The 13,567-nt window shown below is 35.2% G+C and carries 12 protein-coding genes, 1 pseudogene and 2 riboswitches; of the genes and pseudogenes, 3 read left to right on the top strand and 10 right to left on the bottom strand.

From position 1 onward, the window contains the following. Positions 1 to 13: 13 nt before the first annotated feature. The 8 genes and pseudogenes from ACQKOG_RS08120 to ACQKOG_RS08085 form a co-directional block, all read right to left on the bottom strand. Positions 14 to 1,318, bottom strand: coding sequence for a GHKL domain-containing protein (locus ACQKOG_RS08120; RefSeq protein WP_427445925.1), 1,305 nt, complete (start codon positions 1,316 to 1,318; stop codon positions 14 to 16). A gap of 507 nt (positions 1,319 to 1,825) precedes the next feature. After that, entirely contained in the window at positions 1,826 to 2,860 is a 1,035-nt protein-coding gene (locus ACQKOG_RS08115; protein ID WP_427445923.1) for a C45 family autoproteolytic acyltransferase/hydolase, read from the bottom strand. 123 nt (positions 2,861 to 2,983) lie between these two features. After that, positions 2,984 to 4,444, bottom strand: coding sequence for a spore germination protein (locus ACQKOG_RS08110; RefSeq protein ID WP_370082745.1), 1,461 nt, complete (start codon positions 4,442 to 4,444; stop codon positions 2,984 to 2,986). 170 nt (positions 4,445 to 4,614) lie between these two features. Beyond that, entirely contained in the window at positions 4,615 to 5,082 is a 468-nt protein-coding gene (gene ribH / locus ACQKOG_RS08105; RefSeq protein WP_370082743.1) for a 6,7-dimethyl-8-ribityllumazine synthase, read from the bottom strand. 350 nt (positions 5,083 to 5,432) lie between these two features. Continuing rightward, positions 5,433 to 6,023 (bottom strand): annotated as a pseudogene (ribB, locus tag ACQKOG_RS08100) (3,4-dihydroxy-2-butanone-4-phosphate synthase); the annotation flags it as partial. Between the two features lie 212 nt (positions 6,024 to 6,235). Next, positions 6,236 to 6,871, bottom strand: a complete 636-nt coding sequence (gene ribE / locus ACQKOG_RS08095; protein ID WP_427445921.1) for a riboflavin synthase — start codon at positions 6,869 to 6,871, stop codon at positions 6,236 to 6,238. A gap of 142 nt (positions 6,872 to 7,013) precedes the next feature. Continuing rightward, positions 7,014 to 7,139, bottom strand: a riboswitch (FMN riboswitch). Positions 7,140 to 7,264: 125 nt separating this feature from the next. After that, a riboswitch (FMN riboswitch) is annotated at positions 7,265 to 7,390 on the bottom strand. A 229-nt stretch (positions 7,391 to 7,619) separates the two neighbouring features. Beyond that, positions 7,620 to 7,757 (bottom strand): hypothetical protein, encoded by a 138-nt coding sequence (locus ACQKOG_RS08090; RefSeq protein ID WP_427446035.1) that lies wholly within the window; start codon positions 7,755 to 7,757, stop codon positions 7,620 to 7,622. A 44-nt stretch (positions 7,758 to 7,801) separates the two neighbouring features. Next, complete coding sequence (locus ACQKOG_RS08085) at positions 7,802 to 7,903, bottom strand: hypothetical protein (protein WP_427446033.1); 102 nt, start codon at positions 7,901 to 7,903, stop codon at positions 7,802 to 7,804. Between the two features lie 407 nt (positions 7,904 to 8,310). Between ACQKOG_RS08085 and ACQKOG_RS08080 the strand changes: the two genes are divergently transcribed. The 3 genes from ACQKOG_RS08080 (at position 8,311) to ACQKOG_RS08070 (ending at position 11,144) form a co-directional block, all read left to right on the top strand. After that, complete coding sequence (locus ACQKOG_RS08080) at positions 8,311 to 9,429, top strand: YibE/F family protein (protein WP_427445919.1); 1,119 nt, start codon at positions 8,311 to 8,313, stop codon at positions 9,427 to 9,429. Continuing rightward, positions 9,429 to 10,208: a YibE/F family protein gene (locus ACQKOG_RS08075; RefSeq protein ID WP_427445917.1), complete on the top strand. Its 780-nt coding sequence runs from the start codon at positions 9,429 to 9,431 to the stop codon at positions 10,206 to 10,208. The genes ACQKOG_RS08080 and ACQKOG_RS08075 overlap by 1 nt, the downstream gene beginning before the upstream one ends. A 318-nt stretch (positions 10,209 to 10,526) precedes the next feature. Continuing rightward, positions 10,527 to 11,144, top strand: coding sequence for an HAD hydrolase-like protein (locus ACQKOG_RS08070; RefSeq protein ID WP_427445915.1), 618 nt, complete (start codon positions 10,527 to 10,529; stop codon positions 11,142 to 11,144). Between the two features lie 533 nt (positions 11,145 to 11,677). Here ACQKOG_RS08070 and ACQKOG_RS08065 read toward each other — a convergent pair. After that, a complete protein-coding gene (locus ACQKOG_RS08065; RefSeq protein WP_427445913.1) occupies positions 11,678 to 12,670 on the bottom strand; it encodes a VanW family protein in 993 nt (330 codons plus the stop codon). A gap of 180 nt (positions 12,671 to 12,850) precedes the next feature. Then, positions 12,851 to 13,474 (bottom strand): hypothetical protein, encoded by a 624-nt coding sequence (locus tag ACQKOG_RS08060; protein WP_370082729.1) that lies wholly within the window; start codon positions 13,472 to 13,474, stop codon positions 12,851 to 12,853. Positions 13,475 to 13,567 lie beyond the last annotated feature (93 nt).

Below are 13,567 nucleotides of genomic sequence, written 5' to 3'. Positions count from 1 at the left end.
TTAGTTTGGAAATTTACTTTATTGGAATGGTTACTATTGCTGTTGTCTCTAAACGTTTTGATGAATCGATAGAAATTTGACCGTCGTACTTATTAACAATTTCATTCACAATAAACAAGCCCTGGCCTCTTATTTTACCAGCTTCTGGTTTTTTAGTAGAAAATCCTTGCTTGAATATTTGCCCTGCTTCTACAATATTTGGTCCAGTATTTGTAACCTTAAATTCATATTGCTTGTCATCAGCTTTACAGCAAATTGTTATTTTACGTTGCTCATCCGATAATTCATTTGCCGCATCAATCGCATTATCTATTAAATTCGACAAGATTTTGATTAAATCTGTTGTTTTAATTTTATTAAATGCATCCTGTGATACTGAAAAATCCATATCAATATTATGATTTTGTGCAGTTAGTTTTTTCGTTTGTAATAAGATTGCCAAGCCAGGATGATCAATATTTAATTTGAGTGACTTAATAGCCTGAACCTCTTTGGATAGTGAATATAAATATTGTTTGGCCTGATCAGGTTTGTCTAATTGCAGAAATCCATGCAGTACTTGTATATGATTTGTGAAATCATGTCTTAAAGAGGACACGGAAGTGATTAAAGTTTTAATTTCTGCTTGATATGTATCTTCTGTCGCTTCAACTTCCTCCGCCACTTCTTTTTGATACCATCTCTGTAAGAAGAAAACTGAGCCAATCACGATTAAAATAAGTACACCATTAAAAATAAAGACTAAAAGATTGTCTTCGATCACTTTTCCCTTAATGTCATTTAATGTGTCTGCACTAATATCAATTCCTATGTATGCAATAACCGCCCCTGTTTCATCCTTAATCGGTGCACCAACAGTTAAGTAGGAGCCATATATAGAATCTTGTATTACATCTGTTATAAATGTTTCTCCATTATAAGCTTTTTGCACTTGTGTCTCGGGTACTGTACAGTCCATTCCGATATAAAAGCCTTTAACTTCACTTGGTAAACCCATAATCATTGCTTTGGATACCTTTGGATTTTCAATATCTAATGTATAAACAAATAAAGCACCTATTTTTACTCTTGCATCGTTTAAGTAGCTTCTTATTTGCCAATAATACTCATTTTCCTCGGGGTTATCTAAAAATTGTTTGTACGCCTCTACATCAATAGTAGATGCGATAGAAATAGCCGCTTTCAGACTTTGGTTCGCTATTGACTCTTCTACTGTCTTTTTCATTTTTATATAAGATGTAAAGATGTTTAAACTTGTAAACAGTACTAATAAGAGAGTTGATAGTATTAAAATTAGTTTTATTTTTCGTGTTTTCATACAAACTGGTACTTCCTTATCTATAGACATGAATAATGCCTTAATTTAGTTGGGCTTGGCTTTCGCAAATACAAAAATCTTTGCCGAAGTTAACATCATGTCATACTCTCCACTGGGGAAATGATTTCAATCCATTATTGTAAACTTCTTTTTTATGGTTGTTCAATTATGCCTCAGCATAATTACTTCCGGAATCAGCTTGGGTAAATGCATACGATTCAGGATTCTTCGCCTCTCTAAATAACAATATTCGTTCTTATCTTATCATCCCAAGAGAGTTTTGACTATTACCAACCCACATTTATCGCCACTTACTTTTTTGGGCTATCTCCTTCCCATTATTGACGTTGGAGAAGTCTGTCTGGAACTGATAAAATGCTAAAACAATTTTTATTTTTCGAGCGAAACATCGTTCCAGTCGCAACCATTAGTTTAATAATCCTTCTCTAGAAAGTAAACTAAAAAGGAGAAGAATTTTTATCATGCCCCCTCCTTATTATATATTGCTTATTCCATTCCATCTTTGTAGTTTAAATCAATCCAACCTTTTAACTTTTTAGGAAGCGTTAGAGCTTCGTTCAAATAATCTTTAAAAGAAATTGTTATCGGTTCTGCGTCCTCCCCTATTCCAACGATAACTTCTAGAAGCTTTGGCGAATAAACTACAGTATGTAATGTGCCAAAGTATTGTTGATAGTGTTTGAAAAATAACGGAGAATTTCCATTATTAAAATGTCGGTATGCAGCGATTGTAGTCAAATTCTTTTCTATTAAATTATTTATAAAATGTTTTCGATTGACGGACCCTTGAATGTTTTTCTTATTTTTCTCTTTCATACTCGTTGTTTGAAAATGATTCGTACAAATTAACGGATTTTCATATCTTAATTCCTGCTTATGTGGAGAAGCTTCTACTACTATAGATTGTCCGCTTTGATCTGTCATTGAGTAATTGTAACAATAACCATGTGGGAGTTCTGTAATTAATTTAAGTGCTTCTTCAATATTTTTACATTGCTCTAATAATATTCGGACAATCGTTGAAGCGATAAAGCCCTCACCATGGTAATCATTGTTGACAAAATGCAGACCGACAACTAGCCCATATTCATTCATCCCATCAAGTCTACCGATAATTTGTTGGCTAAATCCAACACTTGCATATCCATTCATTGGATTAGAAAATACAAGTCTTGCATCATACAATGTTGGACTAAAATCATAGTTTCTAATATAATTTCCATCTAGCACAAAAGATGTACAGCCCATTTCAGGAAAGGTAATATTATAGCCACTATATATATCAATGACAGAATCCAGCGTTTGAGCTAATCCAACGGCCAATCCTTCCATTTCTTGCAAAAGACTAGGGGAATGAAATTGTAGTAGTTGTTTTGCCATTTGGACATTTATAAAATTCAGAGATTCATTCTGTATTGGATGAGAAGTTGATAGTAGTTCTTTACTTTGCTGAAGCCCAATTTGATAGTAACTGCCCCTTACATTTATAACTTTTACGATTAATTCTTCATAAGATCTCATTACTTTTCTCTCCTTACCTACTGTAATTGGTTTTCTATATTCATCTTAAAGCTTCAAGTAAATATAAGGTCAAGAAATAAAAAGATCAGGCCTATAAAAGCCTGATCTCTACATTCTAAATATTTATTTTTTCCTACTCGATGTCTTTGTCTCATCCTGCACATTTAAGAATTTGGGTCGCGTACGATAACCTGCAGGAGATAAGCGAACTAAAGATCTTTTAATGTCCGTCCAATCTAAATCTGCGCCCATACTTAAGTACGGAACACCTAATACTCGTAAGTTTGCGGTATAAAGAAGTATGAAAAACACCGAAATGAAGAATCCAAATAATCCTAAAAAGGCAGATGCTAAAATGATGATTACCCTGAGAATGCTCATCGCTGTTACGATGGACTGATTGACAAGTGTATAGGCTGCAATACTTGAAGTAGCTATAACTACAATCATGGAAGCGCTCGTAACACCCGATTTAATAGCTGCATCTCCAATAATTAATCCCCCGACAACACTTATTGAACCACTGATAACATTGGGTAGATGAATATTTGCTTCTCGAAATAATTCGAACATAAAAAGCATCATTAATATTTCAAGAGTAGTTGGAAATGGGAGTCCCATTCTTGATTCAACGACAGTTGCCAATAGGATGAATGGCAGTTGTTCTTGATGGTGGGTCGTTAATGCAAGCCAAAAACCTGGTAAAAGTATACTTATTAAGATAGCTATTATTCGTAGTATACGCTCCATAGAACTTACAATAATCGGATACTCATTATCCTCACCGGATTTAAAAAGTAACATTGAATTAGCCGGGGTAATGATGGCATATGATACTCCATCAACTATAATGATAATGCGTCCTCTACTTAAAGCTTGTACAGCAAAATCAGGGCGTCCAGTATAATCGTGTCTAGGTAGAATTTTTGCACTTTGCTCAATTCTCTCCATCAATAAATCCCCACTAAATACAACATCCGTATCAATTCGTTGCAGCTGTAGTTTTATTTGCTCAAGCATTTTTTGATTGACGATATCTTCAAAATAAAGTACAGCTACAGTTGTTTTGGATCGTTTACCAAGTTCATATGTCTCAACACTTAATGAATTAGTAGGAATCCGTTTTCGTAATAAAGCAATATTGATAAAAACATCCTCAATAAAATCATCTCTCGGACCTTTGACAACTAATTCAAGGGTTGTTTCTTTAGGCTCTCGATTCGGTTTTTTAGCGATATAGCTTGAATATAACAAATTCATATCTTCAAAATAAAGTAAAACATGTCCTTTATAAACTCTTGTAATAGCTTCATCTTTACTTGTTATTTTCTGAAGATGGGGAACGTGTAAATTGTTTTGTATATGTTCTTCTAACATTTCCTCTGTTGTTGCAGTAAATAATGATTGAACTCGTTGCACAATAACGGTCTGCAGTAACCGCTCATCAACCATCGCTTCACATTTTATCAAATGTACTTTATGTTGCTGAAAGGAATACTCTTGGAATATCACATCAGCAGAGCGTTGAAATAGTGACTTCAAAGATTTCAAATTTAATTCTTGTTCCATTGAAGAAATATCCATCAACTCCTACTGAGCCAGCCCCTAATTAGTACATTTATGAGTAATAACATAAATACACTTACGGATATTTTCCCCATTGTCTAAAAAAATATTCAAGAAAACTTTAATGTTTATAATACTTTTTCAGAATAATTCATCTGCGAAATTTTCATACTATTATTAGGAAAAATTTATCCAATCATCTTCTTTAAATTTGCCATTTCAATAGCGGACATTGCTGCATCATAGCCTTTATTTCCTGATTTAGTCCCTGCACGCTCAATCGCTTGTTCAATATTTTCTGTAGTTACAATGCCAAAAATAACAGGTACATTTGTAGTTAGTGACACATTTGCAATTCCTTTTGCTGATTCATTACATACATAATCATAATGTGTTGTTGAGCCACGGATTACTGTACCTAATCCAATAATTGCATCATATTTCTTTGTTTCAGCTAACTGTTTCGCGATGAATGGCACTTCAAATGCACCAGGAACCCATGCTACATCGATAGAATTCTCATCCACACCATGACGCTTTAAACCATCTAATGCACCGTCTAATAATTTGCTTGTAATAAATTCGTTGAAACGACCAACTACTACTGCTATTTTTAAATCCGTACCAATTAATTGTGCTTCAAATGTTTTAACCATTTTGAATCTCTCCTCTATTATTTAGTCTAATCATCATAACGTGGGGTTGATTTCCGTTCCGACTGGGCGCTTTGTTATTGCTTTCGCGCAGAGCAGAGCTTCCTGAGGGCGTCCGATGAGCCCCTTCGCTTGCGCTCCAGGGTCTCGGGCCAACACGATGTTGATCACGAATTATCACAGGACGTGATGGTTTTAGCCTTCGTTCCTCTATCCGCTAATCCTCAAGGAGTCGCCCAGTCTCCACTCCAATCAACTTATATACATAAAGTACGTTTTAACAAATGTCATTCCAAACTTTTGTTGATGATCCTTTATATTGTCTGTGTGTTTTCTTCCATTATTAGTTTAAGACGATAAGTGGCCAATGCTTCAATTGAAATCATTTTTAAATCATGTTGCGCTGCATATTTAACAAGGTCATTAAAGCGTAGCATTTTGCCATTGTCCCCCATAATTTCACAAATAATGCCCGCAGGAATACTATGACACAGCTTGGCCAAATCAATTGTAGCTTCCGTATGTCCTCTACGCTCTAATACACCATTGTCCTTTGCAATTAACGGGAATACATGGCCCGGTCTACGAAAATCCGCAGCTTTTGCCTGTGGTTTTAGCATTTTTTGTATAGTCATTGCCCGTTCAAAGGCGCTAATTCCAGTTGTTGTGTCTACATGATCTATACTAACGGTAAATGCCGTTTGATGATTATCAGTATTAATACTAACCATTGGCTTTAATGCTAATTTTTGTGCAAGCTCCTGCGAAATCGGCGTACAAATAAGACCTCTTCCATAGGTCGCCATAAAGTTAATCGTTTCTGGGGTCATAAATTCCGCAAGTGCGAGTAAGTCCCCTTCGTTTTCTCGGTCCTCATCATCTACTACGATAATCATCTTCCCTTGTTTTAAATCCTCTATTGCTTCTTCAATTGAATGTAGCAATATCGCCACCTCCAGTTCTTAAAGTGTTATTAGATCAATTATGCCTCGGCATAATTGCGTCCGGATTGCTTAGGCCTGCAAGCATGACGTTGGTCACTCAGCCGTTTCCACAGAACGTGGCGTTCTTAGACTAAGTTCCTCTATTTCAGCGGATGTTTTTTGTACCGAAAGCGTAGCGACAGGTACAGATGTTTTGGCTTCGCTGAAAGAAGTTAAAACCCGTTTTTTGCTAAGAAGTCTCTTGAAATGGTTGGTTCCTGTCCATACTTAAGTTGATGCAAAATGTATTTTCCAACTAAATCGGTTTCTATATTGACGAGATCACCAATTTTTTTCATACCTAAAATTGTTTCCTTGTATGTGTGAGGTATCAGTGATACTGTGACACCGTTTTTCTCGACCTGAAAGAGTGTTAGACTCGTTCCGTCAATTGTGATGGAGCCCTTTGGAATACAGTAGCTCGTTAACTCCTTCGATAGTTCAATATCAATATAGACTGCATTTGCTAATGGCCGCTTGCGCACTATTTTCCCTACCCCGTCAACATGTCCGGATACAAAATGACCACCGAAACGTCCATTAGCTGGCATAGCGCGTTCTAAATTTACCGGATCTCCAACTGCGAGCTGCTGTAAATTTGTTGCGCTCACTGTTTCAGGCATTACATCCATCGTTAGCTCTTGTCCATTAAAATATATCACTGTTAAACAAACACCATTGACCGCTATACTGTCCCCTAGCTTTACATCCTCTACCATTTTCTTTGAAATAACGGTGATTTTCATACTTTGTCGATCGCTTTGCATGGTTTTTACGGTGCCAATATCCTCAACAATTCCTGTAAACATTTTTTCACCTGCTTTCATTCATTTAATAATTTCCGCTCAAACAAAAAACCCCTTAGAATAAAGGGGTTTGGGAGTTCATATACATAAGACGTCAACAAATAAACCTTATGGATATAATATTTTTTCCATAGGCTGTCATCTCATCGTTCTTCTCCCATCCAGACTGTCACTGTCGGTTTTGGATTTGCACCAAATCAGCTTGCGCTCACGGACTTTGAATTTCTTCATCACCGCCGATTGGGAATTTCACCCTACCCCGAAGAACTACTGCTATTCAATTTTTTAGCCAAATAAAACAAAAACTACTTCCCGACTATAAAATGGGAAGTAGTTAACATAAAAGCATACTCAAATACACCTTATAAACTCAAGCGAATTTAAAAAGCTCATACTTTTACCCTTCTCCCATCCAGACTATAACTGTCGGTTTTGGATTTGCACCAAATCAGCTTGCGCTCACGGACTTTGAATTTCTTCATCACCGCCGATTGGGAATTTCACCCTACCCTGAAGGATATTTTTATTTAGCTATTTCTTACGATAACACTAATTTATTTTATTATCCAGATAATTCTTTATAAATTTTTTTCTATAGTTCATTTCACATTCGCAAGTTTGCCTATCGTTGCGTTTGTAAATTGCTACAAAAACAATGAATTTATACAGTCAAACTACCATCAACAGAGACAACAGCATCAGCCATGAAGCTTGCTTTATCTGATGCTAAGAATAGGACCGCTTCTGCTACTTATTCTGGTTCACCATGGCGTCCCATACGTACACGTGACATTTCTTCTGGTACGTACCCTGTTTTTTCAAGTGTTTCACCAACACTTTGAAATAATGGTGTAACGATGCCGCCTGGACACACAGCATTAATACGAATACTTTTATTTGCATACTCGACCGTGACGCCTTTCGTTAAACCGATTACCGCATGTTACTTGCGGAATATACAGCGATACTGCGTTCTGAACGAATACCTGCCGATGAAGCAGTATTAATAATCGATCCTTTACCCTGCTTTTCCATTACTGGAATAGCACATTTCATGCCAAACCATTCCTCTTTTGATTAAATACTGCCTAACCTGGCCAGTATCAATTCAACTATCGCGTCCTGAATAATGGCGATTTCTCCTATATTTTTTCGCTTCCTTCACATGCTATGTTGTACCATCCCATTTGTCATAAGCAAAAAATTAATAAACACTTACATAATGAATAACAATAATTTAATTATGCTAAAACTAACTAAGTAAGCTAAAATCTACTATATAATTAAGGAACCTCTATTCAATTAGCACGTTACTTTATAATGGCATTTTTTAAATCTGCTTGACATTAAAAAATTAGTGATATTGTGAGTCATTTTCGTGCCATTTTAACAATGAACGCATAAGTACAATCAGATTCCTTTCTCACATTGGAGGCTTTTTATTGCAAAACATCTTGAAAAAAAAATCTAAATTTATATTTTATACCTTTATCGCAATTTGCTTTATCGCTTCTGTTTTTTTCGTTTATCACAACGAAGCATTTTATGATCGTCCAATTGCGGAAGTTATAAAAACGGAATTAAAAGAATCAAACCCTGTAACAGATATGTATGAAAATGAAGATCATTTATATACTCAGCAAATTACAGCTGTATTAAAAAATGGTAAAAAAAAAGGTAAGCTTATTCATTTTACAAATGAGTATTCAGCATCTGGGGCTTTTGATCAAGAGTACCATGTTGGGAATAAATTATTTGTTTCCATTAAAGTAAATACAGACAAAAATGGAGATTTAACTGGGGCTATTTTAGACGTGAAACGTGATCAGTTTGTCTTGATAGTGGCGTGGATTTTTATTTTTGCTTTGCTAATTGTCGGTAAAAGACAAGGATTATTTTCAATCATCAGTTTAATTGTAAATTCGCTTGTATTATCATACGCTTTGGATTTATATATAAATTCTAATATAAATTTGATATTTATTAGCGGGGTATGTGTTCTTTTATTTACGGTCATTTCTTTAATTCTCATTAACGGCTTGAATGAAAAAACATATGCAGCGATAGTGGCAACACTTATAGGAACATTTATTTCTATATTGATTAGTGCTTTAGTTTTGTGGATTACATCCGAGAATGGGCTTCGATATGAAGAAATGCAATTTTTAACGCGTCCATATCGAGTGATTTTTATGGCTGGGTTATTTATTGGAGCACTAGGAGCTGTAATGGATGTCTCCATCACAATGGCTTCTTCAATGTTCGCTTTATTTGAGCAAAACGAAGAAATATCTGACCAAGCATTGAAAACCTCAGGGATGGACATCGGGAAAGACATTATGGGAACGATTACAAGTATTTTGTTTTTTGTTTATATTTGTGGCTCAATCCCTATGTTGATTTTATATTTAAAAAACTCTTATCCATTAGGGCAAACACTTTCCATGAATCTTTCATTAGAATTAGCTAGGGCCCTAGCAGGTGGAATCGGTGTTGTCTTAACGATTCCAATCAGTTTATACACTTCTATTTTTTTCATTAATCGAAAGAGGGCAAAATAATGAATGTATTAGTATGGTTAACTGCCATTTTATTCATATTGATGAATGTTATCGGTGGAAAAAAAGGAGTACGATCTTTTCTATCTTTATTTTTAAACTTTGGAGTACTCTTTATCACCATCTTTTTAATGACCAATCAGAAAAATAGTCCAATTATATTAACGCTCATTGCCTGTACCGTCATTAGCTGGATTAGCTTATTTTTTATTAATGAAATGAGTAGTAAAACAGTAACTGCATTCATTTCTACAATGATTACGATTGTAATTTTATTACTATTCATTGTTTTTGTAACGGAGAAATCAATGATTCGAGGATTCGGGGAAGAATCCTCTGAAGAGATTAGCATATTTTCTCTTTATATTGGCGTCAATTTTGTGCAAATTGGAGCTTCCGTTATTATTATGAGTACGATTGGAGCAATTTTGGATGTTGCCATTTCTATTGCTACTTCCATGCATGAGATTCTTCATCATAATCCGTTAATTAGCAGAAAAAAATTATTTACATCAGGTTTAAGCATTGGAAGGGACATTTTAGGTACAGATACAAATACATTATTTTTCGCTTTCTTTGGTGGATATTTAAGCTTGCTCATTTGGTTCAAAGATTTATCTTATTCAATTGGTGAAATCATTAATTCTAAAGTATTTGCCACTGAACTTATTATGATATTTTGCGCAGGCATTGGAATCGCACTTATCATTCCTATCACTTCCTCGGTAAATGCATATTATTTAACAAAAAAACGAGATACAACATCACAAGATGCTTCATAATAGTCGTACCTGTCATCCAGCTCAATACTAACGGATGACAGGTACTTTTTTTGTCCATTCAACTACATAAAAACTGTATAGATAATTTCATTATTGATTTCGACACATTTTTCGGTACAATTTTTACCAAAGAAGTTGCCATAAGCCCCTTTACCCTGAAAAAATATTTACCCATTAGTAAAAAAATTATTCATCTGGGGTCATTTATAATACGCTGTTACATATTCTGTATAATCATGTCATTATTTTAAAATAGGCAGTAACATTTTCAAGAAAAAGACGTCTTTACAATTAGATGATTAAAGGAGAAAGTTTGTCATGAAATATATAATCTTTGATTTTGATGGAACACTGGCTGATTCAACAGCAGTGTTTGCATCAGCTTGGAATACGATTGCGCAAAAGTATAAATTTAAAGGAATAGAGTTAAAGGAAATCGAATCATTAAAAAAACTATCTATAGCGGAACGCAGTAAATTATTCGACTTCCCTATGTATAAATTGCCCATGATTTTACCACAGTTTTATCGCCTGTACCGCCAGTCATTAAATGATGTTCATCTTTATGATGGTATTAAAGAAGTCCTTACGGAAATTGATCAAAGAGGCTATAAAATCCTTATTATTTCCTCCAATTCACAGGAGAACATTTTAGAATTTCTAAAAATGAACGGTATTCATTGTGTGTCAAATGTTCTTTCTTCAAACCGTATTTTTGGAAAGGATAAAGTGATAAAAAGTTTTTTAAAGGGCTCGGGCATTACACCTTCAGAAGTTATATACATTGGTGATGAACAAAGAGATATTGTAGCCTGCAAAAAAGTGGGCGTGCCTATTATTTGGGTTAGTTGGGGATATGACGCTATTGAAGTTGTACAACAAGAGGATCCCGAGTACAAAGTAGCTACACCACAAGAAATTTTAAATATCATATAAGCTAAGAGGATCATAGCAATTAAAAAATTGCTATGATCCTCTTGTTGTTGAAAAAATTATTGTGGGAATGATTTAGGGTGTTCAGATATACCACTGTCGCTCCGCTTTCGCATATAAAAAACATTGCTGCAGCTTCATTTTATTAGAGGAACAGATTGAAGATACATATTAAGCGAAGTGGTTGATTGGAGTGGAGACTGGGCGACTCCTTGGGGATTAGCAATAGAGGAACGAAGGCTAAAACCATCACATCCTGTGATAACGCCTTCGTGACTAACATCCTGCTGTTGCCGCTGCCGCTACGCTTTCGCGCAGATGAAACCCTTTTGCTGTTGCTTCGTTGCACTACGCTTTCAATGAAACCCTTTTGCTGACGCTTCGTTAGCACTACGCTTTCGCACAAAAAAACATCTGTTGCCCTAAGCGGCTCATCGGTCGCCCCCAGGAAGCTTTGCTCTGTGCGAAAGCGAAGCGTCAGCAACCAAGCGCCCAGTCGGAACGGAAATCAACTCCTCGTTTTGTAAAGAGCAATACTATTGCTTTTTCAAGATTTCTACATATTTTTCCGCTGTTCTTACCTCAACTGTAAGAGAATTTTTACTATAGCTAGCTTTAATTAAAAAAGGTACGTTAGTTGTATTTTGAAATCTGAAATCTAAGCCACCATAGGAAACTGTAGCGTCTCTTCCTTTTGGAACGTACCCGACATCTAAAGAATGGTGATGACGTTCAACAAATTTTACTGGTATTTGATCAACCGCATTAAATAAGGTTGAGGACGTTTGACAGATACCTCCCCCAATGCCCATCACAACCTTTTTGTTGATGATTTCTGGTGCAGGCTGATAACCATTTACTTCGTCCCTAGGTCCAACGACTGTATTAAAGGAGAAAGAATCTCCACTTCCAACGATAACATTATTAATTGCCTTCGCAGAAAGTTCAATATTTTTATTTCTTCCTACATCATGCGTATTGAAGTAAGTTGTATAGGATGCCACAACCACGTCTTCTAAATATGGAATATCTTCAAAATTATAGCCGCTTTCTGTAACAGATAGAGGCATCTCCACTGTACCACCAGTTGCTGATGCTTCTAATATTCTCTCTACTAATTCACTTTCTTTTAAAACAGTTAAAGGACTACCTTTAATTACTTTTCCTTGATCGTCCAGCTTATCAAGTATCATACGCTTATCATAGCCGGTTGTATTTTCATTCCCTCTCGCTAAACCTTTTGCTAATTGCTCAATTTGTTTTGTATACGATAGTCTATCACGTTCATAGTCCATTTCTTGCGGTGAAATGGTTTGTACGATGGCTTGTGTAGAAGGATCTACAATTTCAACAACGACTGGCTCTGCTTGTTGTTGTTCAAAGGTAACAGGCTTTTTTACACCATCAGCTTTATGCTCTGACTCTTGAACTTGTTGTTCTTGTTTTTTCTCATCCGCAGATTTCCCCTGACAGCCAATTAGCCCAATCGTACAAATAATACATAGTGTGGTTATCCACTTCTTTTTCAAATAAAACACCTTCCCTATCTTCATACTACAGAGACATCTTATTCGTGTATTGCTGATAGTGTGTTTCATTTCATTATTTTTATTTGTTTATAAAATGAAAACACTCTACAAAGTTGAGTGACATTGTAGAGTGCTATTTTTTATAGATGCAGGGCACGGTACATCCCTTTATCAATTTTTTCATTTTGCATATTTCACATTAAACCTAAAGATCAATACTATATAAATCCAATCATAAATAAAAATTGCAAGCGAAATGATAGTAATCAATGGTGTTCTAAAATACAAATAGAAGCAAACTGCTGCTAACACAGTTCCAATCATTTTACAAATGGCTATGCCCATTGATTGTCCACTTAAGTTCCCTCTTTGAATGAATAAGGCGATAAAAAGCCCTGACATCATCAGATTTTGGAAAAACGCGGCATATATGCCTGCCGTATCTTTGAATTCATGCATCATCGCTAAAATCGTGAGAAAGCTTACTACGAGTGTTATGAAAAAAGATGTATAAAATACCTTTCTCGGAATAATTTTTTTATACTCCTTATAACCATAAAGTAAAAATTGCATCAAAATGAAGATATCCAAAAGAAACCACAGGAAAGTAAGGATCCTTTGCAAGTCATTTAGCGGATACATAAATGAAAAAATAAATTCCCATGAAATATTGGCACAAATTGCGGCCATGGGCATCCCATATCTCTTATCCTTTATTCCTTGTTTGATGATTAATATATATGTAATAATCCAAAATAGCCACATGCCGAATTGGGAAATCAGTATGAATTTTTCTTGAGTCAAATCTACAAACTCCTTCCCTCTAATTATCATTCTTCGATTACTATATGTGAAGAAATCAATTCTTTATGTCAAAAGAATTGTAGAAAATACTCA

This window comes from Lysinibacillus sp. NPDC093216 (assembly GCF_050280325.1).
Lineage (GTDB): Bacteria > Bacillota > Bacilli > Bacillales_A > Planococcaceae > Lysinibacillus.
Note: the sequence above shows the minus strand (reverse complement) of the source record. Positions and strands in the feature narration are given on the sequence as shown.